Source organism: Achromobacter insolitus (assembly GCF_002209555.1).
Classification (GTDB): Bacteria; Pseudomonadota; Gammaproteobacteria; order Burkholderiales; family Burkholderiaceae_B; genus Achromobacter; species Achromobacter insolitus.
Map to the genome: position 1 here is coordinate 1 of NZ_NJIF01000013.1, position 21,326 is coordinate 21,326.

A 21,326-nucleotide genomic window follows, 5' to 3' on the forward strand; every position below is an offset into this window, starting at 1 on the left:
GCCCCTTTGTGTTGCCCCTTTGTGTTGCGCGCCTTGCGGCCCGTTCTTTGTGACGCCGCAGCAAACAAAAATCCCTCGCCGCAACAGCCTGCGAGGGATTTTTGTTTGGGGCTTCTGCTGGAAAAGCTATTGCTGCGTGTATTGCTGCCGGTCTATGCCGTGGCGCTGCAGCTTGTCGTAAAAAGTCTTGCGTGGGATGCCAAGGGATTCCAGCGTGGCCTTGATGTCGCCCTGGTGTTCCTGGAGCGCGTCGCGGATGAGCTGCGCTTCGAAGCGTTCCATCCGCTCCGGCAGGCTCTCTGAGATGTCCGGCATGGCGGGAGTGGGCGGAGTTGGCGAGTTCAGCACGCCCAGCACGACGCGCTCGGCAAAGTGCGCAAGTTCGCGCACATTGCCGGGCCAATCGTGGGTCATGACATATTGCTTGATGGACGCGGGCATTTCGGGAATTTCGCGTTGGAAACGGCGCGATGCATGCCCGAGATAGTGGGCAAAGAGCAGCGGAATGTCTTCCCGCCGTTCGCGCAAGGGCGGGATCCGGATGGTTACGACATTCAAGCGGTAGAACAGGTCCTCGCGGAATTTATCGCGTATGGCCGGACTGCCCAGGTCTTCCTTGGTCGCGGCCACCACGCGCAAGTCCAGACTGCGCACTTCGTTGCTGCCCAGGGGGGTGATCTGACGCGATTCCAGTACGCGCAATAGCTTGACCTGGACGGCCAGGGGCATGCTTTCGATTTCGTCCAGGAACAAGGTGCCGCCGCTGGCATGTTCGATGCGGCCGATGCGTTTTTTCTGGGCGCCGGTGAACGCGCCAGGCTCGTGGCCGAAGAGTTCGCTCTCGATAACGCTTTCGGGCAGGGCGCCGCAATTGATCGCTACCAGCGCGCGATGCCGACGACGGCTAAGACGATGCAGAGCGGTAGCCACGACTTCCTTGCCGGTGCCTGTTTCACCTTCGACCAGAACGTCTACGTCCGCGTCGGCGATGTGGCGCAGCGTTTGTTTGATCCGCTGCATGGCGGGCGTGGTGCCGATGAAGGGCACCTCGTCGGCTTCGACCGCAAAGGCGGCTTCACGCAGGCGGCGATTTTCCAGGATCAGATGGCGCTTTTCCGCGGCGTGCCTGATCGCCGTGATGAGCCTGTCCGCGGCATAGGGCTTGGCCAGGAAATCGTAGGCGCCGTCTTGCATGCACTGCACGGCGGTTGCGATGTCGCCATGCCCGGTGATGAGGATCACAGGAATGTCGGGATCGATATCGCGCATGCGCCGGAACAGCTGCAGGCCGTCCATGTCCGGCATGCGGATGTCGCTTACGACTACGCCGTCGAACTCACGCGTCAGCAACGGCAACGCGGCGCGCGCGCTGGCGTGCGCATCCACTTTGATGCCGTGCAGTTTAAGTGTTTGCGCGTTGGCGCGCAGCAGCTCCTCGTCGTCGTCGATGAACACCGCTCGCGGTGAAAACGGCTGCTGCAGGCTGCCGTCCAGGGAGGCTGGCGGGGGAGATGGGAGTTCAGTTGCTGGGGGCATGATGGAGGCTCGTAGCGTTGCCTTGGCCGGGTGCCTTGCGCAACGTCAGAATAAACATCGCACCGCTGCCTGGGCCATGCGGAGCGGGGAAAGTGGGGTCGGCCGGGTCTGCGGCGATCAGGTCGCCGCCGAATTCAGCGACGATGTCTCGGCAGATGACCAAGCCAAGTCCCAGGCCTTCCGGCTTAGTGGTGTGAAAAGGGGTAAACAGGTGGGCGCGAGTTTCCGGGGATAAGCCGGGGCCGTTGTCGCTGACGTAGACCTGCACCGTGGCTCCCAGGTCTTGCAAGGCGACGACGATGCGGCCGTCCGCCAGGCCTTCCAGGGCTTCCATGGCGTTCTGCAGCAGATTCACCAGCACCTGTTCCAGTCGCACGCGGTTGGCCTGAACCTGGTAGTTCTGGGCCTCGGGTGGCCGCTGCAATACGACGCCTTGCCTCCGCGCGCGCGGCGCGACCAGCAGCAGGGCGCCTTCCAGGCAGTCCTTCAAGCTGACCGGCCCCACCGAGGCCCCGGCCTTGCGCGAGAAAGCACGCAATTCACCGGTGATGTGGCCGATACGTTCGGTCAATGCAGCGATGGTGCCCAGGTTCTCTTGTGCGGCCCGATCATCCTGCCGCCGCAAGAACTCAGCGGCGTTGTCGGCGTAAGCGCGTATCGCGGCGACGGGTTGATTGATCTCGTGTGCCACGCCGGCGGCCACTTGGCCGAGCAAGGCAAGCTTGCTGGCCTGGACCAGTTCTTCCTGCATGGTGTGCAGGCGGGCCGCCGTGCGCTGGCGTTCGTCCATTTCATCCACCAGCTGTTCGTTCACCCTCAACAACTGCGACGTGCGTTCGTCGACTAGTGAGGCCAACTGTTCCTGGACGGCCGCCTGCTGTTCAGCGCGTTCGCGGTTGCGCTGCCGGCGAAAGAGGATGAAACCGACGATGGCGGCCAGCGCGCTCTGAGCCAGCAAAGCGCCGAGCTGCGCGTTGGCGGTCGCTTGGTTGATGGCCGCCTGCACCGGCGACAACAGGTGCAAAGTCCAGCCGGGCGATTCCACGATAGGCAGGGTCGTGTGCAGTAGCGGAGCGCCGGCGGGGATCTGCGGCAGGGTGGACTCCGTGCGGACGAGCTGGCCGTTGCTGACCGGGTGCAGCGGCGGTTTGAGCGGCAAGGGTTGGAACAGGGCATCGCCGAACTGCAGGCTGGTGCGCAACGTGCGCGCCAGGGGCGGGGCCAGCGGCGCCAGCACGTCGAAGCGCCAGTCGGAGATGCTGCCCAGCAACACCACACCATGTTCGTCGGTGACGAAAATGGGGGCATTGGACTGGCGCCAATCGGCTTCCAGGTCGCGGAAGTCCACTTTCAGTACGACCACGCCCAGCATGGCGCCATTGGCGCCGTCCACCCGCCTGGAAAGATACAGCCCAGCTTCATGGCTGATCGTGCCCAGGGCGAAATGCTCTGCCGAACCCCTGGAGACCGCGCCCTGGAAGTAGGGCCGGAATTGATAATCCACGCCAACGAAGGTGGCTGGTTCGCGCCAGTTGCTGGCAGCAATGGCGAGGCCCTTCTTGTCCAGGACGTAGATAGCGGACGCGCCCACGCCGCGGCTGAGCGTATCGAGTTTTTCGTCCAGGGATTCGATCTGCGCGGGCGAGCTTTGCTGCAAGGCGGCACGCACATCGACGTCCCGGGTGAGGACGAATGGCAACGCCCGGAACTTGTCGAGATTGTTGCGCAGGAGCGCGGCATTGATCTGCGCGGCGCCCCGCGCCTGCGCCGATGCATTTTGCAGCGCGCCGTCGCGAGCCCAGAGCGTGGCGATATGCAGCACGCCAAAGACGATGCCTGTGCCCAAGAGCATGGCGGCGGCCCGCCAGGGCCACGACCATGCGGAAGCTGGGCGCGTGCGGGCAGGCCGATTTTCGGAGTCCGGATTGGGCGCCGAGGCGGCGGAGGAAGGGCGACTAGACATGGGTTGTGCGGTTTTTCGCACATTCTACCTTGCTTGTGTGTGGAATTTCGCCTGAAAAGAGCGGTTGAATTTCCGTGGTGATGGGGATAACCGTTTTCAATCAATGACTTGCGTAAGTCAGATAACGCCTGGGCGGTTGGCACGAGTCTTGCATTACCCAGTCCAAGTCTCGCGATTTGGCAGAGATGAAATCGGCTTGTGATGACACCCGCAGGCCAGAAAACAGATAACGCCCCGTCGCCCGTGCCCAACCGCCCGGAGCAAGGGGCCTTGGTGGGGACAAATCCCAATGATCGACGTGGATCAAGTCGCGCCCGCGCGCAAGCTCAAGTTCTATCAAATCCTCTATGTGCAGGTGATTTTCGCCATCTTGGTGGGGGTGCTGCTGGGTGCATTCAAGCCGGAGCTCGGCCAGCAGATGCAACCGCTGGGAGATGCCTTCATCAAGCTGGTGAAGATGATCATCGCCCCGGTGATTTTCCTGACCGTGGCCACTGGCATCGCCGCGATGAGCGACCTGAAAAAGGTCGGTCGCGTGGCGGGCAAGGCCATGCTGTATTTCCTGGTGTTCTCAACGCTCGCGCTCATTGTGGGAATGATCGTCAGCCATATCGTCCAGCCGGGTGCCGGCATGCACATCGACCCCAAGACGCTCGATGAGAAGGCGGTGTCGGGTTACGTGGCCAAAGCGCATGATTCAACCATCACCGGCTTCCTGATGAACGTGATCCCGACCACGATCTTCAGCCCATTCGTGGGCGGCGATATTCTCCAGGTCCTGTTTGTGGCCGTGTTGTTTGGAGTCTCGCTGGCCATGGTGGGGGAGCGCGGCAAGCCGATACTGAACTTCATGACTGCCCTGGCCCAGCCGGTTTTCAAGCTGGTCGCCATCTTGATGAAGGCCGCGCCCATCGGGGCCTTTGGTGCGATGGCCTTTACCATTGGCAAGTACGGCATCAAATCCGTCATCAATCTGGCGATGCTGGTTGGCACCTTCTACGCGACGTCGGTGCTGTTCGTGGTCGTGGTGCTTGGCCTGGTGGCCCGCTACAACGGTTTCTCGATCCTCAAGCTGGTGCGCTACATCCGCGAAGAACTGCTGCTGGTGCTTGGTACCAGTTCTTCCGAGGCCGCGCTGCCCACGCTGATGCAGAAGATGGAGCGCGCCGGATGTTCGAAGTCGGTAGTGGGCCTGGTGGTGCCTACCGGTTATTCGTTCAACCTGGATGGCACCAATATCTACATGACGATGGCGGCGCTGTTCATTGCCCAGGCTTGCGACATTCCTCTGTCGCTGGGCGATCAGATCCTGCTGCTGCTGGTTGCGATGCTGAGTTCCAAAGGCGCGGCGGGTGTCACTGGTGCGGGCTTCATCACCTTGGCTGCCACGCTGTCAGTCGTGCCTTCCGTGCCGGTCGCTGGCATGGCACTGATTCTTGGCGTGGACCGCTTCATGTCCGAATGCCGCGCGCTGACCAATCTGGTCGGCAATGCGACCGCTACCGTGGTCGTCGCGCGTTGGGAAGGGGAACTGGATCAGGAGCAGTTGCATGCAGCCCTGGAGGGCGACGTCCAGCCCGTGCCGGCTTCCGTCCCGGTCCAGGAGAAGCCCTCCGCGGGCGTGGTGACGCTGGGCCGGCCGGTGCAGCACGGTTGATGGGTGCTTGAAGAAAGACTGGATTGCGATGAAAAATCCCCCGGACTGCAAGGTCTCGGGGGTTTTTTTCGGGACGAGTGCCGCGTCTATCAGGGAATCTGGATGCCTGCCGCGCGCAACAGGTTTGCCGTTTCGAACAAGGGCAGACCCATGACACCGGTATAGCTGCCGGCGATATGGGAAATGAACGTGCCGGCCAGGCCCTGGATGCCGTAGGCGCCCGCTTTGCCAAAGGGCTCGCCGCTGTCGCAATAACGGCTGATTTCCGCGTCCGTCAGCTCCCGCATGCGGACTTCGGTGACGGAGACGGCTTCCTGCAATTGGTCTCCCGAGCAGACGGCGACGGCGGTGTGTACTTCGTGCGCCGAGCCCGACAGGGCACGCAGGATGCGGATCGCGTCGTCCCGGTCGACGGGTTTGCCGAGTACCGTGCCCGCCAGGATGACCGTCGTGTCGGCGGCCAGGAGCGGCAACTGAGACAGATGCTGGCTGCGCATCCAATCGCGGCCGCGCAGCGCCTTGTCTCTTGCGGTGCGCCGGACGTAGTCGGCGCCGCTTTCACCGGGATGCTGGGGTTCGTCCTCGCCCGGAGGGGCTGGCACGAGCAGGACTTCGTGTGCCACGCCGATCTGTGTCAGCAGTTCGCGCCGCCGGGGGCTGGCGGATGCAAGGTAGAGGCGCGTGGGGGTAACGGAGTCGGTCATGCGTCAGCGAGGTAGGCGCCGGCCCGGCCAGCGGTCAGGCGCGGTGATAGGGATGGTTGGTCATGATGGCCCAGGCTCGGTAGAGCTGCTCGGCCAGCACCACGCGCACCATGGGGTGGGGCAGCGTCAGCGAGGACAGGCGCAACTGTCCGGCGCAAGAGGCCTTCAGGCCGGCGTCCAGCCCGTCCGGACCGCCGACGAGAAACGCGACGTCCTGACCGCCGGCGCGCCATTGCTCCAGCCTTTGCGACAACGCCATGGTGGTGAGGTCTCGTCCGCGTTCATCCAGCGCCAGGCGCAAGGCGCCGGCGGGCAGTGCGGCTTCGATCCGTTTGGCTTCCGCCGCCATCATCTGAGCGGGCGTTTTGCCGGTGGTGCGCGGCTCGGGCTTGATTTCGCGGAGTTCCAGCGCGCAGTCGGCCGGCAGGCGTTTGGCGTAGTCGTCCCAGGCGGTTTGCACCCAGTCCGGCATCCGCGTCCCCACGGCCACGACTATCAGCTTCACGGCGGACTCAGTATTCGCCGTCGTGAGCGCCGTCGGTGGCAACCGGCACTGCGCGGGTGGACTCAGGCAGGAGCTTTACGCGTACCGGCTTGCCGCCCCAGATTTCTTCCAGGTTGTAGTACTGACGGATTGCGGGCTGCATGATGTGCACGACCACGTCGCCGAGGTCGACGACGACCCATTCGCCCGTGTCTTCACCTTCGATGGTGATTCCGGAGAGATCGAGCGCGCGGCCGCGGTCCGCCACGCTGGAAGCGAGGGCGCGAGTTTGGCGGTTGGAGGTGGCGCTTGCAATCACGACGCGATCGAACAGGCTGGTCAGATGCGTGGTGTTGAAGACCTTGATGTCTTGCGCCTTGACGTCTTCGAGGGCGTCGATGACGGCGCGTTGGAGTTTTTGTATATCCATAGCAGCAAATATAACCCGCGCGCGGAGAGCGAATGCTGGTCCGGTGGCGTTTTCAGTGCCCGGCGGGTGTGGGTTTATCGGTAAAGATGGTGCGCCGCAATATAGGCGGCGACTGGTGCGGCAAGCATGCCGTCGGTGGATTCACCTTGCGCAAGGCGTCGGCGGATCTCCGAGGCCGATACCGGCATGGGGGTAAAAGGCAGTTCCTGGAGTTTGCGCCCCTGGCTGAGCAGATGTGCGGCCAGCGCAGGCGGAGCGCTGAGTTTGGTGCCCGGGCGGGTGGCGACGGCCAGATCCACCAGGCTCGCGATGTCCTGCCAGTTGCGCCAGGTGCAGAAATTTGCGAGCTGGTCGGTGCCCAGCAGCCAGACATAGCGAGCGTCCTGAGGCAGGGCGCGAAGCGTGTCGATGGTGTAGGTTGCGCCGCCACGTTCGATTTCGATGGGATTGACCACCAGGCCCGCATGGCCGGCAATGGCCAGCTGCAGCATGTCACGGCGTTGTTCGGCCGTGGCATGCAGCGCCGCGCGTTGCCAGGGATTGGCCGCGGGGATGAGCTGCACCTCGGCCAGGCCAAGGGACTGCAAGGCATTCTGCGCCAATGCGATATGCGCGAGGTGGACGGGGTCGAAACTGCCGCCCAGGAGGCCGATGCTTTTCAAACCCAATCCCGCGGTTTCAGGTAGGCAGCCAATTCCGCTTCGGGTGTGCCCGTCTCGGGTTGCCAGTCATAGCGCCACTGCGCCAGGGGCGGCATGGACAGCAGGATCGATTCGGTGCGGCCGCCGGACTGCAGGCCGAACAGCGTGCCGCGGTCGAAGACCAGGTTGAATTCCACGTAACGGCCCCGGCGGTAGGCCTGGAAGTCGCGTTCGCGTTCGCCGTAGTTCTGGCCGCGGCGGCGTTCCACGATCGGCATGTAGGCCGGGAGGAAGGCGTCTCCCACGGAGCGGGTCAGGGCGAACGAGGCGTCGAACCCGGGTGCATTCAGATCGTCGTAGAAGATGCCGCCGACGCCGCGCGTTTCATTGCGGTGCTTCAGGAAGAAATACTCGTCGCACCAGCGTTTGTAGCGCGGGTAATAATCGGCGCCGTGAGCAGCCAGCGCGTCCCGGCAGGTGACGTGGAAATGGCGGGCGTCTTCCTCGAACGGATAGTAAGGCGTCAGGTCGATGCCGCCGCCGAACCAGAAGACGTCAGCCTCGTCGTGCCCGGGGCGGGCGGCCGCCAGGAACATGCGCACGTTCATGTGCGTGGTGGGCACATAGGGATTGCGTGGGTGCAGCACCATGGACACGCCCATGGCTTCCCATGAACGGCCCGCCAGTTCGGGGCGGTGCGCGCTGGCCGAGGGGGGCAGCCTGGTGCCCTGGACGTGGCTGAACAGCACGCCGGCCCGCTCGAACAACGAGCCGCCTTCCAGCAGGCGCGATAGTCCACCGCCGCCTTCGGGGCGCACCCATTCGTCGCTGCGGAAAGCCGCGCCTTCAGCGGCTTCCAGGGCGCCGACGATACGGGCCTGCAAGCCGGTGAGGTAGTCTCGGACGGAAGAGACGGGCAAGGCGTTCATCTACGGATCCAGCTAGACGTTGGGCTTGGACTTCTGCTGGGACGGCTTGAGCGCGCGCCAGCCGATGTCGCTGCGGTACTGACGGCCGTCGAAATGGATGCCATCGATCGCTTCGTAGACGCGGTCGCGGGCCATCTTGACAGAGTCGCCGAGCGCCGTGACGCACAGCACGCGGCCACCGGTGGTCTTGATTTCCTCGCCATCCAGCTTGGTGGCGGCGTGGAACACCATGCAGTCCTCGGCGTCGGCGGGCAGGCCGCGGATGACGTCGCCGGTGCGCGGCGTGTTGGGGTAGTTGTGCGCGGCCAGCACGGCGCCCAGCGCGGTGCGGCGGTCCCAGATGATGTCGGCCTGGTCGAGCGTGCCGTCCACGGCATGCTCCAGGGCGTCCAGCAGATCGCTCTTGACGCGCATCATGATGGGCTGGGTTTCCGGGTCGCCCATGCGGCAATTGAACTCCAGGGTCTTGATTTCGCGATCGGGGTCGTCACCCGGCGCGATCATGAGGCCTGCGTACAGGAAACCCGTGTACGGGATGCCGTCACGCGTCATGCCCTGCACGGTCGGCAGGATGATTTCGCGCATGATGCGGTGGTGCAGTTCCGGAGTGACGATGGGGGCGGGCGAATAGGCGCCCATGCCGCCCGTGTTGGGCCCCTGGTCGCCGTCCTGCAAGCGTTTGTGGTCCTGGCTGGTGGCCAGGGCGAGGACGTTGCGGCCATCGCACATGACGATGAAGCTGGCTTCTTCGCCCACCAGGCATTCTTCGATGACGACGCGCGCGCCTGCTGCGCCCATGGAACCGTCACCCAGCATGGCGTCCACGGCGGCATGTGCTTCCTCCAGCGTGGCGGCGACCACAACGCCCTTGCCGGCAGCCAGACCGTCGGCCTTGATCACGATGGGCGCGCCTTCCTGGTCGATGTAGGCGTGCGCCTTGGCCGGGTCGGTAAAGGTTTCGTAGCGGGCGGTCGGGATGTTGTGCCGGACCATGAAGGCCTTGGCGTAGTCTTTCGAGCTTTCCAGTTGGGCGGCGGCCTTGGTCGGCCCGAAGATCTTCAGGCCACGGGCGCGGAATACATCCACGACGCCGGCGGCCAGCGGGGCCTCGGGGCCGACGACGGTCAGGGCGACTCCTTCGCGTTGCACGAAATCGGCCAATTCCTCGGCATTGGTGAACGGAATGTTCTCGATCTGTTCGGCCCGTTGCGTGCCGCCGTTGCCCGGGGCAACGTACACCTTGTGGACGCGCGGGGAGCGGGCCAGACGCCAGGCGAGGGCATGTTCACGGCCGCCAGAGCCAATTACCAGGAGTTTCATGTTGCGTGGTTCTTAAGGTTGCCAGTCGAGCGCCGCAAGGCGCCAGCCCGTGGGAGTAGGCCAAGGAAGCCGGGCGGGCCCGGATCCGGTGACAGCGTGGCGCCGAGAAGGCGGGGCCTTCGCGTCGCCGGGGGTAAAGGGATTACTGCGCTTCGTCGAAAACGACGGTGGTATAGACTTCCTGCACGTCGTCCAGGCCTTCCAGGGCGTCGAGCAGTTTTTGCATCTTGATCGCGTCTTCGCCAGCGAGTTCGGTCTCGTTCAGGGCCTTCATGACGATGCCGTCCACCTCGGCCTTCAGGCCGGCGGCGTCGAAGGCGCTGCGCACGGCGGCGTAGTCGGCCGGCGCGCAGACCACTTCGATCACGCCTTCCTCGTCGGTTGTAACGTCTTCGGCGCCGGCCTCAAGGGCCGTTTCCATGACCTTGTCTTCCGACGTGCCGGGCGCAAACACGAATTGGCCGCAGTGTTTGAACATGAAGGCGACAGAGCCTTCCTGGCCCAGGTTGCCGCCGTTCTTGGCGAAGGCATGGCGCACTTCGGCGACCGTTCGGGTGCGATTGTCGGTCATGCAGTCGACGATCACGGCTGCGCCGCCGATGCCATAGCCTTCGTAGCGGACTTCTTCGTAGGCTTCGCCGTCCGCGCCGCCCGCGCCGCGCTGGATGGCGCGCTGGATGTTGTCCTTGGGCATGTTGGCGTCGGTGGCCTTGTCCCAGGCCATGCGCAGGCGCGGGTTGCTGTCCGGGTCAGGGCCGCCGGCACGCGCCGCCACGGTGATTTCACGAATGATCTTGGTCCAGAGCTTTCCGCGCTTGGCGTCTTGGCGCCCTTTACGGTGCTGAATATTGGCCCATTTGCTGTGTCCGGCCATGGCTTCCCAGGGTAAATAGTGTGCAAAGATGGCATTTTACCGTGCCGGCGCCCGGCGCGCCCGGGGGCGGACCGCATGTGTCCTTATTGCCACGCGCACAAGCGGTGCGGCAGGCTCTACACTTGGGCATCCATCTGATTCCTGGTTCGGAGAGCTGCACATGCCCAACCCCATTGTCATCGCCAAAAATGCACAGACCGAGTTGGCGCTGCTGCCCGCCCTGGCCAATCGCCATGGCTGCATCACCGGGGCCACGGGCACCGGCAAGACCGTCACCCTGCAAGTCCTGGCCGAGTCCTTCTCCCGCATCGGCACGCCTGTGTTCATGGCCGACGTCAAGGGTGACCTGACCGGCATTTCCCAGGCCGGCGCGGCCACTCCCAAGCTGCTGGAGCGCCTGAAGAACCTGGGCCTCAGCGAGCCCGCATGGGCGGCCAGCCCCGTGACGCTGTGGGACGTGTTCGGCGAGCAGGGCCTGCCGGTCCGCGCCACCGTTTCGGACATGGGGCCGCTGCTGCTGTCCCGCATCCTGGAATTGAACGACACGCAGGAAGGGGTGCTGACGCTGGTCTTCAAGGTGGCGGACGACGAAGGCCAGTTGCTGCTGGACCTGAAAGATTTGCGGGCAATGTTGCAGAACGTGGCGGATCGCGCCGCGGAACTCAAGACCCGCTATGGGAATGTTTCATCCGCCAGCGTGGGCGCGATCCAGCGCGGGTTGCTGGCCCTGGAATCGCAGGGGGCCGAGAAGTTCTTCGGCGAGCCCATGCTGGACGTGGGCGACCTGATGCGCACCGATGCGCAGGGCCGTGGCATCGTCAACGTCCTGGCCGCCGACAAGCTGATGCAAGCCCCCCGCCTGTACGCCATTTTCCTGCTGTGGCTGCTGGCCGACCTGTACGAGAAATTGCCTGAAGTGGGCGACATGGAGCAGCCCAAGCTGGTGTTTTTCTTCGATGAAGCTCATTTGCTGTTCAACGACGCGCCGCCGGCGCTGCTGAACAAGATCGAGCAGGTCGTGCGCCTGGTCCGGTCCAAAGGCGTGGGCGTCTATTTCGTGACTCAGAATCCGCTGGATATTCCCGACACCGTGCTCGGGCAATTGGGTAACCGCGTCCAGCATGCCCTGCGGGCGTTTACGCCGCGCGACCAGAAAGCCGTGAAAACGGCAGCCCAGACGATGCGCCCCAATCCCGGGCTGGACATCGAGGCGGCCATTACCGAGCTGGGCGTGGGCGAGGCGCTGGTATCACTGCTGGATCCGAAGGGACGGCCAATGCCCACCGAGCGCGCCTTTATCGTGCCGCCGGCAAGCCGGATCGGCCCGGCGACCGACGCCGAACGGCAGAGCTTGCGCCAGGGGAGTCCGCTGGCATCGAAATATGAAAAGGCCATTGACCGGGAATCCGCGTATGAAGTCCTGGCGGGGCGCGCGGCCAAGCCGGCGGAGCCGGCAGGCAACGCGAAGAACGGCTCCGCGCAGCCTGATGAAGGCAGGGGCACGCAGGAGGAATCTGGGGGCGGCCTCATGGACAGCCTGAATGAAGTCCTGTTCGGGTCCACCGGCCCGCGTGGCGGCAAACGCGACGGTGTCGTGCAGACCATGGCCAAGAGCACGGCTCGCTCGATAGCACGTGAGCTGACCCGAGGCATCCTGGGCTCGTTGCTGGGCTCGAAAGGCCGCCGTTGAACCCCTGGGCGCGCTTCGCCAGGGATGGTATCGAGTAACATTCTCGTGCAATGATAAGGGGCTGCGCGTGGCCGTTGATTTCCGGGGTCGCGCGTGATGCACCCAAGGAAAACAAAGGAAGACGTGGTGGCAAAGAAACACAAGATTGCGGTGATTCCTGGAGACGGCATCGGCAAGGAAGTCGTGCCCGAGGGTTTGAAGGTGCTGGACGCGGTCGCAACGCGATTCGGCATCGATTTTCAGTGGGACCATTTCGACTGGAGCTGCGACTATTACGCCAAGCACGGCAAGATGATGCCGGACGACTGGCAAGCGCAGATCGGCCAGCACGAAGCGATTTTCTTCGGTTCCATCGGCTGGCCCGCCACGGTGCCTGACCACGAAGCGCTGTGGGGATCGCTTTTCAAGTTCCGCCGCGAGTTCGACCAGTACATCAACCTGCGTCCGGTCCGCCTGATGCCCGGCGTGCCTTCGCCGCTCAAAGACCGCCAGCCCGGCGAGATCGATTTCTTCATCGTTCGCGAGAACACGGAAGGCGAATACTCCAACAGCGGCGGCCGCCTGTTCGCGGGCACCGAGCGCGAAGTGGTCATCCAGGAAAGTGTGTTTACGCGCATCGGCGCCGATCGCGTCCTGAAGTTCGCCTTTGAACTGGCGCAGAAGCGCGGCAAGCATTTGACCGCAGCCACCAAATCCAACGGCATTTCCATTTCGATGCCGTGGTGGGACGAGCGCGTGGCCGAGATGGCAGGAAACTACCCCGATGTGCGTTGGGACAAGTACCACATCGACATCCTGTGCGCGCACTTCGTGCAGCATCCCGACTGGTTCGACGTGGTGGTGGCTTCCAACCTGTTTGGCGACATCCTGTCGGACCTGGGGCCGGCTTGCACGGGCACCATCGGCATCGCGCCTTCGGCCAACCTGAATCCGGAACGCAAGTTCCCGTCGCTGTTCGAACCGGTGCATGGTTCGGCGCCGGACATCTACGGCAAGGGCATCGCCAACCCGATCGGACAGATCTGGAGCGGTGCGTTGATGCTGGATTTCCTGGGTTATCCGGACGCTTCGGCCGCGGTCGTCAAGGCTATCGAGACCGTCCTGGCGGAAGGCCCGCGCACGCGCGACATGAAGGGTACGGCCTCCACCGCCGAGGTCGGCAGCGCGATCGCCACGCTGATCGCCGCCGGCTGAGGACCAGCCGGCAAGGCCCTCAGGCTAGTCAATGGACGAATCTGTCTTTTCCTCATCCGCCGCCCATGTGGGCGGCGGGCGCGCCGACCGTTTCGTACGCAAGCTGTTCCGCGTGCTGCGGTCGCGCAAGCAGAGGCATAACCAGCACTTGTGGCCTTTCGTCAGGATCTGGCGGGATCGGGGGGGCGCCATCTGCGGCTTTCGCGCCTTTGGCAGGTCGCAGCCCGTTACCCCGCTGGCTCGCGGCTACGATCCCGCCGACCAGGAAGTGCACCTGATCCTGAGTGGTCCGTCCGTCACGCGGATCCCCTATGACCGGCTGGACATCCGTGCGGCGATGGGCGTGAACGGCGCCATCATGCTGGCGCGCAAGTTCGACCTGCCGTTCAAGTACTACTGCATCATCGACCAGAACTTCGCCCGGGAACGTATCGACCTGGTGCGGGAGATCGTGTCGCGCGACCTGACCCTGTATGTCCTCCCCGAAGTCTTACGCTACATCATGCAGGGGCTGCCGCAGGAGTCGATCCGCTGCCGCATCTGCATCATTGAACTGATCTCCGAACCCGCGTACCAACGCATCTCCGCACCGGCCGTGCTGCAGCGAATGGCGGCGGCCTCTCCCGATGTGCAATTGCTGGATGCGAAGCGCGGGATGGGATTCAGCTTCAATGCCGGGCTGGGCGTGTTCGACGCGGACACGGTGGCCTATGCCGCTTTGCAGGTACTGGTGTCCAGCGGTGCCCGCAAAATCTATGCGCACGGACTGGACCTGACGTTGCAGAACGGGGTGCGCTTCTACGATGAAGGGCAGATTCCGCAACCCAGCAGGCTGGCGCGCAAATTTTCGCAGTTGATCGAGCCGTCGTTCCGATTCGCGGCCGCGCAATGGCGAGCGCGCGGCATCTCGGTGTTCAACCTGTCTCCCATCAGTGCCTTGTCGGCCGACATCATCGAGCGCGCCGATTGGCAGGTCCTGCTGAAAGAATAAGACTTTGCGTGGCCGGCCCCGGACAGTAACGTCCGGGGCCGGCCACGCCGCGCGTCAGTGGGCGCCGGCCGCCGCTTCCGCCGCGCCGCCGCCGCCCGCCTTGGCGGACCTGGGGCGGGCGAACCAGACCAGGCCAGTCAGGGCCAGGAAGATGATGGCCGACGCATAGAACACGTCCACCGCCGACATGGTGAAGGCTTGCGTATTGATCAGGCCGTCTACCATCGTCAGGGCTTGCTGATGCGTCATGCCCAGCCCGTTCTGCAGCGCGTCCATGGTCCGGTCGAACGCCTGCTGGCCGGGCTTGGCCACTTCGGTCAGTTGCGAGTGGTGCATGGTCGCGCGGTTTTCCCACAGCGTTGTGGCGATGGACGTGCCGAACGCGCCGGCCGTGAGGCGCAGGAAATTCGACAGACCCGAGGCGGCAGGAATGCGCCATGGCTCGATGCCGGACAGCGTGATCGAGGTGAGCGGCACGAAGAACGTCGCCATGGCCGCGCCCTGGATGATGGTCGGCACCATGAGCGTGCGGACATCGGTCTGCGTGTTGAACCCCGAACGCATGAAACACACCAGCGCGAAGATCAGGAACGCCACGGTCGCGATCTGGCGCGGGTCGCGCGTGGCAAGCATCTTGCCGACGATGGGTGTCAGCAGGATCGCCAGGAGGCCCACCGGGGCGGTCACCAACCCGGCGTAGGTCGCCGTATAGCCCATATTGCTCTGCAGCCACAACGGCAGGAGCACCACGTTGCCGAAGAAGACGCCGTAGGCCACTGCCAGCGTCAGCGCGCCGACCGTGAAATTGCGGATCTTGAAGAGGCGCAGATCCACAACGGGATGGGCATCGGTCAGTTCCCAGATCAGGAAAAAGACGAAGGCGACGAAGGCGGTAGCAGCCAGCACGATGATGGTGGGGCTGGCGAACCAGTCCAGCTCCTTGCCTTTGTCCAGCATGATTTGCAGCGCGCCTACCCACACGACCAGCAACGCCAGGCCGATCTTGTCGATCGGCAGCTTGCGCGTGACGGATTCCCGCTCGCCATAGATGCGCCAGCTGATCCAGGCGGCCAGCAGGCCCACCGGCACGTTGATGTAGAAGATCCAGGGCCAGGTGTAGTTGTCGGAAATCCACCCGCCCAGCAAGGGCCCCGCGACCGGGGCGACCAGCGTGGTCATGGACCATACCGCCAGCGCCATGCCCGCCTTGGACTTGGGGAAGCTCGCCAGCATCAGTGCTTGCGACAGGGGGATCATGGGGCCGGCGACCGCGCCTTGCAGCACGCGGAAGGCGATCAAGGCCTCCAGCGACGGCGCAAAGCCGCACAGCCATGACGCCAGCACGAACAGCAGCGTGGACGCCAGGAACAGCCGCACTTGGCCGAAGCGTTGCGTGAGCCAACCCGTGAGCGGCACGGTGATTGCGTTGGCGACGGCGAACGAGGTGATGACCCAGGTGCCCTGGCTGGTGCTGACACCCAGGTCACCGGAGATGGTGGGGATGGACACGTTCGCGATCGACGTGTCCAGCACGTTCATGAACACCGCCGTGGACAGGGCGATCGACCCGATGATGCGGGTCGCGCCCTCTAGCGGCGGATAGGTGCCCGGCGGAGATGCCGCAGGGGCAGCGGGCTGCTGGGCGGCGCTCATGATGCGAGGTTGGCCTCGATGATCTTGCTGATCATGGTGTCGACTTCATCGTGGGCGGGTTCGAATGCTCGCGTTGACCACGCCGGCTCCTTGCGTTCGGCCTGCGTCAGCGGCTCGCCTTCCTGCTTGCCCACGTCTACTTCCACGTCCATCGACAGGCCTACCCGCAGGGGATGTTTCTTCAAGTCCTCGGGATCGAGCGCGATGCGCACCGGAACGCGCTGCACGACCTTGATCCAGTTGCCGGTGGCGTTTTGGGCGGGCAGCAGGGCAAAGGCGCTGCCGGTGCCGGCATCCAGCCCGGCAATAGTGCCGTGGTAGGTGACCGAGCTGCCGTACAGGTCGGCGACCATCTTGGCCGGCTGGCCGATGCGCATTTTGCGCAGCTGGCCTTCCTTGAAGTTGGCCTCGACCCATACCTGGTCCAGCGGCACGACCGTCATCAGGGCCGAGCCGGGCGAAACACGCTGGCCGACTTGCACGCTGCGCCGGGCTACCACGCCGCCCACCGGGGCGGGCAGCACGGTGCGCGATTGCGCCAGCCAGGCGTTGCGCAGGCCGGCCGCGGCCTCGCGCACGTCGGGGTGGTCGGCGACGGTCGTGCCTTGGGTCAACGCCTGATTGGTGGCCAGTTTGGCGCGCGAGGCGGCCAGCGCGGCGCGAGCCTGCGCCAGGCCTGACTGGGCGGATTTCAGCGCGGCTTCGGCATGCAGGATTTCTTCACCGCTGACGCCGCCGGACTTGGCCAGTTGTTGGCGGCGATTTACGTCACTTTGCGCGCGGGTCAGTTCGGCCTGGGCGCGCAGGATGTCTGCGTTGCGCAGATCGACGTCGGCGGCCAGGGCATCGTTCTGGACATAGATGGTGCGGACCTGGCGCACCGTTTGCGCGAGCTTGGCCTGGGCTTGCTGCAGGGCCACGTCGGTGTCGGCCGGATCCAGGCGCACCAGCGGCTGGCCGGCGGCGACGGTTTCCGTGTCATCGGCCTCGATCGCCACGACCGTGCCGGGCACCTGCGGCGTGATCTGCACCAGGTTGCCATGTACGTAGGCGTCATCGGTGCTTTCGAAGTGAGCGCCGAATAGCGCCCACCAGATGCCATATGCGATCGCGATGAGGATGAAGGCCCCGGTCGCCAGCAGCAGCAGGCGTTTGCGGGCGGGGTTGGCGGCGGGAGTGGCTGCGGTCATGACGTCTGAATCCGGGGAGCGTTCAATGGGTGGGGTTCGTGGCGGGGGCGGACTCGGCCGGGGGGGCGTAGCCGCCGCCCAACGCATTGGCAAGGCTGGCGTCCAGCTGATAGGCGCGGATGCGCAGATCGGTGTCCAGCCGCGCCTGGGTCAGTACGCCGGTTTGCGCGATGAGCACCGAGATGTAGTTGCCCATGCCGGCCTTGTAGCGCTTGACCGCGAGGTCGTAGGCGGCGTCGATGGCTTCGCGGGCCTGGCGCTGCTGGGCCTTTTCCTGGTCCAGCAGGCGCAATCCGTCGAGAGCGTCGGCGACCTGATGCACGGCGTCCAGCACGGTCTGGTTGTAGTCCGATACCGCGAGGTCGGCGTCGGCGCGGCGGCCGGCCAGATTCGCATTCAGTTCGCCGCCGTGGAAGATGGGCAGCGTGACTGCCGGCCCGAAGCCGGCCATGCGGGCATCCGCGCCCAGCAGGTTGCCGGTGCCCATGGCCTGGAAACCGACGAATGCCGCCAGGTTCACATTGGGATAAAACTCGGCCTTGGCGCTGTCGATGGCATGGCGCGCGGCTTCCGCCCGCCATTTTGCGGCGGTGACATCGGGCCGGTGTCCAAGCAGGTCCAGCGGCACGCTGGCCGGCACGCCACCGGCGGGCGCCGTCAACGCTACCGGTTGCAAGGACTGTCCGCGTTGCGGGCCGGCGCCAGCCAGGGCGGCGACCTGATTGCGCAATTGCGCCAGGGTGGTGTCGGTCTGCGTCAGTTCCACCTTGCCGGCGGCCAGCGAGGATTCCGCCTGTTTGACTTCCACCTGGGTGTCCAGCCCGGCCTTGTAACGGCCCTGGGTCAGTGACAACACTTCGGCGCGCTGGTCCAGCACGCGGTTGAGCACGTCGCGCTGGGCAAAAGCGTTTTGCAGGTTCAGGTAGGCGCGGACGGTGGCTCCGGCCAGCAGATTGCGTGCCGCTTGCGCGTCGGCTGCTGCGGCCGCCTGCTGTGACACGGCCGCCTGCAGACGCGAGCGGTTCTTGCCCCAGAAATCCAGTTCATAACTGAAGTCCAGGGCCAGCCGGTTGTCGCTGACGACCGAGCCCCCCATGGGGGCGGGATAGATGTAGTCCTTGGACAAATGCTCGCGGGTCAATGTGTAGTTCGCGTCCACGCGCGGCAGCAGCGGGGCGCGCGCGATGCCAACGGCGGCGTTGGCCTTGGCCAGGCGGGCCTGCGCGGCACTCATGGATGGATTGTTGGCCAGGGCCTCATCCAGCAAGGCATTGAGCTGCGGGTCGCCGTAGCGTTGCCACCACTGCGCGGTGGGCCAGGCCGTGTCCTGGCCGCTAATGCCCAGCCTTGCCTCGTCCAGTGCGGCGACGGGCTCGGAGCCGGACTCCATCAATGCGCAACCGCTCAGGGCCAGCACCAATACGGTAGTGAGAAGGCGTTTCATCCTGACTGTTTGCTGAAAGTAATTGATTAATCTGTATTTGCCTAGGCAATTATTATGCCAAATAAAACCCCAGGCATCTGGGGTAAGCGTGCTGGACGTCAGCGATCGGGCGGCGCAGACGCAGCCGAGCCGTTGGCGATCATCCGGCGCAGGAAGTGCATGAGCTGGGCGACTTCGTCGGAGGAGAAGCCGCGCAAATGGCAGTTGAGCGATCGAGCAATGTTGGCGGGAATCTGGCGTGCCTTGGCCTCACCGAGTTCGGTCAGTTCGATCTTGACCACGCGGCGGTCGTCCTGGCTGCGATTGCGGCGAAGCAGGCCTTTGGCTTCCAGGCGATCCAGCGCGCGCGTCATGGCGCCCGTGTCCATGCCGTTGAGGCGGGCCAGTTCCGCGGGCGTATCGGCGCGGCCCAGGAAGATCAAGGCAATGGGACGCCATTGCATGGCCGTGAGATCCAGGGGGGCCATTTCCTGATCCAGCATGCGGTTCAGGGAGTTGTAGACCTGCTTGATAAGGAAACCGGCGTTGTCCTCCATCATGCAGCGGGCGTCACCGCGGTAATGGACAGTGGTTTCAGGCGTAGAGGGGGGAGGCGCAGCATTCATGCGCCAAATTTTACTGCCTAGTCAGTTATTGTCAAGGCTGTATCTTCGCGGGAGCCTCGGGCGCTGCGGCATTAGGCGTTTGCTTGCGCAGTCCCGACCAGACGATGGCGGCGACGATCAGGGCGGCGCCCGCCATCATGCGGGGTGTGGGTTGCTGGCTGAAGAGGATCCAGGCAAAGGCAATGGCGTACACCGGTTCCAGCGCGATGACCAAGCCGGCGCTGCGGGCGTTCAACCGCGTCAGGCTGGACACGAACAGGTAGTGGGACAAGCCCGTGCAGAAGATGCCCAGCAGCGCCAGCCAGAACCAGTCCAGCGCCGGCAGGACGGGCAATTGGGAGACGGCGAAGGGCAGCATCACGAGCGCCACCACCAGGTTTTGCCAGCAGGCGACTTGCATCGGGTCCATGCCCGAGGCCGAGCGGCGGTTGCTCAAGGCCAGGAGGGCGAAGCTCAAGCCCGATAACAGCCCCCACGCCAGGCCGATGGTGCCTTGGTCGGCCAGATTGAACGCGGGCGTCACCAGCACGAGACCCGCGGTCACCAAGCCCAGCAGCAGCCATTCGGTCGCGCGGATGCGCTCGCGAAAGAGCAGGCCCTCGAACAAGGTGATGAAGGCGGGAAAGCTGGCGAAACCCAGCGTGGCAATGGCGATGCCGCCGACTTTCACGGCGATGAAGAAGGTGACCCAGTGTCCTGCCAGCAAGGCGCCCGACACCACCAGGACGAACAATTGCGCGGGCGTGAGGGCGCCCAGCAGCGGCTTGCGGCGCATGCGGGCGAAGAGTCCGAGCGCGAGCACCGCAAAGATGGCCCGGCCTAGAGTGATGACGGCGGCGCTGGCCTGGATCAGCTCGCCGAATACGCCGGTCAGGCCGAACAGCACGGCGGCAATATGAATATAAGTAAGGGCGCGGTGTCGGGTCATGCGTAAGACGAAATTTGGCCGGAAAGCATAGGCAGGGCGTGCGGTGTTTTTGCACAGAACATAAAATCATCGCATGAATCGCCTTGCCAAGTTTTCGCCGCCCTTCCGTCCTTCCAGCCGCGCGGCCGGCTTCATCCTGGCGACCCTGGGGGCGGTCCTGTTCTCGGCCAAGGCGATTGTGGTGAAGTTCACGTACCGCTACGGCATTGACGCGGTCACCCTGATCGCGTTTCGCATGCTTTTTGCCATGCCGTTTTTTGCTGCCGTGGCCTGGTATCAGTCGCGCCGCGCGGCGCGCGGCGAGATTCCCGTCATGACGTCCAAAGAGCGCCTGCAGGTCTGCGTGCTGGGCCTGTTGGGCTACTACCTGTCCAGCTTCCTGGACTTTCTGGGGCTGCGCTACATCACCGCCAGCCTGGAGCGTCTGATCCTGTTCCTGTCGCCCTCGCTGGTGGTGCTGCTGTCGGCGTTCTGGTTCAAGCGGCCGGTCGAACGCCGCCAATGGATGGCCATGGTGTTGTCCTATGCGGGCGTGGTGCTGGTGTTCGCCCACGACCTGTCCTTTGGCGGCGGCGAGGTGCTGTTAGGGTCTTTGTTCGTTTTCGGGTCGGCCGCAAGCTATTCTGTGTACCTGATCTGTTCCGGGGAGCTGGTCAAGCGGCTCGGCGCGACGCGTCTGGTCGCATATGCCATGTTGGTGTCTTGCGTGGCCTGCATCATCCAGTTCTTTGCCGTGCATCCGCCAGGCATGCTGATCCAGCCTGCCGGCGTCTACGGGTATTCGGTGATCCACGCCACGCTGAATACGGTAGTGCCGGTGTTCATGCTGATGTGGGCGGTGGCGCTGATCGGCGCGCCCACGGCGTCCTTGCTGGGCATGATCGGACCGGTATCGGTGCTGTTTCTGGCGTCGTGGTTCCTGCAAGAACCCATCACGGTGTGGCAGATGGCGGGGACTGCGTTGGTGCTGGCTGGCGTGTTCGTGCTGATGGGGGGCGGGGCCGGCAGGCTGTCGTCCGCCAGGCAGCGCGAGGCCCGGCCATCGCGTTGAATCTGGTTTTCTCGTTCAGGGGCCGCAAAAAGGCTCCCGTTA

The 21,326-nt window shown here is 64.5% G+C and carries 19 protein-coding genes; 5 read left to right on the forward strand and 14 right to left on the reverse strand.

Annotated features, from left to right (window positions below; translation table 11 throughout):
* Positions 1-126: 126 nt before the first annotated feature.
* A complete protein-coding gene (locus CEY08_RS27015) occupies positions 127-1,536 on the reverse strand; it encodes a sigma-54-dependent transcriptional regulator (protein WP_232033751.1) in 1,410 nt (469 codons plus the stop codon).
* Complete coding sequence (locus CEY08_RS27020; protein ID WP_076812283.1) at positions 1,520-3,388, reverse strand: sensor histidine kinase; 1,869 nt, start codon at positions 3,386-3,388, stop codon at positions 1,520-1,522. The genes CEY08_RS27015 and CEY08_RS27020 overlap by 17 nt, the downstream gene beginning before the upstream one ends.
* 400 nt (positions 3,389-3,788) lie before the next feature.
* Here CEY08_RS27020 and CEY08_RS27025 point away from each other — a divergent pair, with 400 nt between their 5' ends.
* Complete coding sequence (locus CEY08_RS27025; protein WP_076812286.1) at positions 3,789-5,156, forward strand: dicarboxylate/amino acid:cation symporter; 1,368 nt, start codon at positions 3,789-3,791, stop codon at positions 5,154-5,156.
* Between the two features lie 89 nt (positions 5,157-5,245).
* On the opposite strand, the gene CEY08_RS27030 is transcribed toward CEY08_RS27025, so the two are convergent.
* From CEY08_RS27030 to CEY08_RS27060, 7 genes are all read right to left on the reverse strand, one after another.
* A complete protein-coding gene (locus CEY08_RS27030; RefSeq protein ID WP_076812288.1) occupies positions 5,246-5,860 on the reverse strand; it encodes a Maf family protein in 615 nt (204 codons plus the stop codon).
* A gap of 34 nt (positions 5,861-5,894) precedes the next feature.
* Positions 5,895-6,365, reverse strand: coding sequence for a 23S rRNA (pseudouridine(1915)-N(3))-methyltransferase RlmH (gene rlmH, locus CEY08_RS27035; protein WP_042792797.1), 471 nt, complete (start codon positions 6,363-6,365; stop codon positions 5,895-5,897).
* Positions 6,366-6,372: 7 nt separating this feature from the next.
* A complete protein-coding gene (gene rsfS / locus CEY08_RS27040) occupies positions 6,373-6,774 on the reverse strand; it encodes a ribosome silencing factor (RefSeq protein ID WP_042792798.1) in 402 nt (133 codons plus the stop codon).
* 74 nt (positions 6,775-6,848) lie between these two features.
* Positions 6,849-7,436 (reverse strand): nicotinate (nicotinamide) nucleotide adenylyltransferase, encoded by a 588-nt coding sequence (gene nadD, locus CEY08_RS27045; protein WP_076812292.1) that lies wholly within the window; start codon positions 7,434-7,436, stop codon positions 6,849-6,851.
* Positions 7,433-8,344: an oxygen-dependent coproporphyrinogen oxidase gene (gene hemF / locus CEY08_RS27050; RefSeq protein WP_076812295.1), complete on the reverse strand. Its 912-nt coding sequence runs from the start codon at positions 8,342-8,344 to the stop codon at positions 7,433-7,435. The genes nadD and hemF overlap by 4 nt, the downstream gene beginning before the upstream one ends.
* 12 nt (positions 8,345-8,356) lie before the next feature.
* On the reverse strand, positions 8,357-9,664 hold the full coding sequence (purD, locus tag CEY08_RS27055) for a phosphoribosylamine--glycine ligase (protein WP_063639690.1): 1,308 nt from the start codon (positions 9,662-9,664) through the stop codon (positions 8,357-8,359).
* Between the two features lie 142 nt (positions 9,665-9,806).
* Positions 9,807-10,538 (reverse strand): YebC/PmpR family DNA-binding transcriptional regulator, encoded by a 732-nt coding sequence (locus tag CEY08_RS27060; protein WP_042792801.1) that lies wholly within the window; start codon positions 10,536-10,538, stop codon positions 9,807-9,809.
* A 160-nt stretch (positions 10,539-10,698) separates the two neighbouring features.
* Here CEY08_RS27060 and CEY08_RS27065 point away from each other — a divergent pair, with 160 nt between their 5' ends.
* From CEY08_RS27065 to CEY08_RS27075, 3 genes are all read left to right on the forward strand, one after another.
* Positions 10,699-12,228 (forward strand): helicase HerA-like C-terminal domain-containing protein, encoded by a 1,530-nt coding sequence (locus tag CEY08_RS27065; protein ID WP_063639689.1) that lies wholly within the window; start codon positions 10,699-10,701, stop codon positions 12,226-12,228.
* Between the two features lie 126 nt (positions 12,229-12,354).
* Complete coding sequence (locus tag CEY08_RS27070; protein WP_042796889.1) at positions 12,355-13,422, forward strand: tartrate dehydrogenase; 1,068 nt, start codon at positions 12,355-12,357, stop codon at positions 13,420-13,422.
* A gap of 31 nt (positions 13,423-13,453) precedes the next feature.
* Complete coding sequence (locus CEY08_RS27075; RefSeq protein ID WP_063639688.1) at positions 13,454-14,413, forward strand: hypothetical protein; 960 nt, start codon at positions 13,454-13,456, stop codon at positions 14,411-14,413.
* Between the two features lie 54 nt (positions 14,414-14,467).
* On the opposite strand, the gene CEY08_RS27080 is transcribed toward CEY08_RS27075, so the two are convergent.
* The 5 genes from CEY08_RS27080 to CEY08_RS27100 all read right to left on the reverse strand — a co-directional run bounded on the left by CEY08_RS27080 (position 14,468) and on the right by CEY08_RS27100 (position 20,233).
* A complete protein-coding gene (locus CEY08_RS27080; RefSeq protein WP_063639687.1) occupies positions 14,468-16,066 on the reverse strand; it encodes a DHA2 family efflux MFS transporter permease subunit in 1,599 nt (532 codons plus the stop codon).
* Entirely contained in the window at positions 16,063-17,256 is a 1,194-nt protein-coding gene (locus CEY08_RS27085) for an HlyD/EmrA/EmrK family protein (RefSeq protein ID WP_042792802.1), read from the reverse strand. Before CEY08_RS27085 ends, CEY08_RS27080 begins: the two co-directional genes overlap by 4 nt.
* Positions 17,257-17,278: 22 nt before the next feature.
* On the reverse strand, positions 17,279-18,700 hold the full coding sequence (locus tag CEY08_RS27090; RefSeq protein ID WP_088607845.1) for an efflux transporter outer membrane subunit: 1,422 nt from the start codon (positions 18,698-18,700) through the stop codon (positions 17,279-17,281).
* 98 nt (positions 18,701-18,798) lie between these two features.
* Positions 18,799-19,305 carry a MarR family winged helix-turn-helix transcriptional regulator gene (locus CEY08_RS27095; RefSeq protein WP_063639685.1) on the reverse strand — a complete coding sequence of 169 codons (507 nt, stop codon included), beginning with the start codon at positions 19,303-19,305 and terminating at the stop codon, positions 18,799-18,801.
* A 31-nt stretch (positions 19,306-19,336) separates the two neighbouring features.
* Positions 19,337-20,233 carry a DMT family transporter gene (locus CEY08_RS27100; RefSeq protein ID WP_088607846.1) on the reverse strand — a complete coding sequence of 299 codons (897 nt, stop codon included), beginning with the start codon at positions 20,231-20,233 and terminating at the stop codon, positions 19,337-19,339.
* 73 nt (positions 20,234-20,306) lie between these two features.
* On the opposite strand from CEY08_RS27100, the gene CEY08_RS27105 reads away from it, so the two are divergent.
* On the forward strand, positions 20,307-21,284 hold the full coding sequence (locus CEY08_RS27105) for a DMT family transporter (protein WP_088607847.1): 978 nt from the start codon (positions 20,307-20,309) through the stop codon (positions 21,282-21,284).
* Positions 21,285-21,326: the final 42 nt, after the last annotated feature.

Bases quoted from the DNA above. Each gene is read 5' to 3' on its own strand.
- CEY08_RS27015 (WP_232033751.1), bottom strand. From the start codon at position 1,536: ATGCCCCCAGCAACTGAACTCCCATCTCCCCCGCCAGCCTCCCTGGAC.
- CEY08_RS27020 (WP_076812283.1), bottom strand. From the start codon at position 3,388: ATGCTCTTGGGCACAGGCATCGTCTTTGGCGTGCTGCATATCGCCACG.
- CEY08_RS27025 (WP_076812286.1), top strand. From the start codon at position 3,789: ATGATCGACGTGGATCAAGTCGCGCCCGCGCGCAAGCTCAAGTTCTAT.
- CEY08_RS27030 (WP_076812288.1), bottom strand. From the start codon at position 5,860: ATGACCGACTCCGTTACCCCCACGCGCCTCTACCTTGCATCCGCCAGC.
- rsfS (WP_042792798.1), bottom strand. From the start codon at position 6,774: ATGGATATACAAAAACTCCAACGCGCCGTCATCGACGCCCTCGAAGAC.
- hemF (WP_076812295.1), bottom strand. From the start codon at position 8,344: ATGAACGCCTTGCCCGTCTCTTCCGTCCGAGACTACCTCACCGGCTTG.
- purD (WP_063639690.1), bottom strand. From the start codon at position 9,664: ATGAAACTCCTGGTAATTGGCTCTGGCGGCCGTGAACATGCCCTCGCC.
- CEY08_RS27060 (WP_042792801.1), bottom strand. From the start codon at position 10,538: ATGGCCGGACACAGCAAATGGGCCAATATTCAGCACCGTAAAGGGCGC.
- CEY08_RS27065 (WP_063639689.1), top strand. From the start codon at position 10,699: ATGCCCAACCCCATTGTCATCGCCAAAAATGCACAGACCGAGTTGGCG.
- CEY08_RS27075 (WP_063639688.1), top strand. From the start codon at position 13,454: ATGGACGAATCTGTCTTTTCCTCATCCGCCGCCCATGTGGGCGGCGGG.
- CEY08_RS27080 (WP_063639687.1), bottom strand. From the start codon at position 16,066: ATGAGCGCCGCCCAGCAGCCCGCTGCCCCTGCGGCATCTCCGCCGGGC.
- CEY08_RS27085 (WP_042792802.1), bottom strand. From the start codon at position 17,256: ATGACCGCAGCCACTCCCGCCGCCAACCCCGCCCGCAAACGCCTGCTG.
- CEY08_RS27090 (WP_088607845.1), bottom strand. From the start codon at position 18,700: ATGAAACGCCTTCTCACTACCGTATTGGTGCTGGCCCTGAGCGGTTGC.
- CEY08_RS27095 (WP_063639685.1), bottom strand. From the start codon at position 19,305: ATGAATGCTGCGCCTCCCCCCTCTACGCCTGAAACCACTGTCCATTAC.
- CEY08_RS27100 (WP_088607846.1), bottom strand. From the start codon at position 20,233: ATGACCCGACACCGCGCCCTTACTTATATTCATATTGCCGCCGTGCTG.
- CEY08_RS27105 (WP_088607847.1), top strand. From the start codon at position 20,307: ATGAATCGCCTTGCCAAGTTTTCGCCGCCCTTCCGTCCTTCCAGCCGC.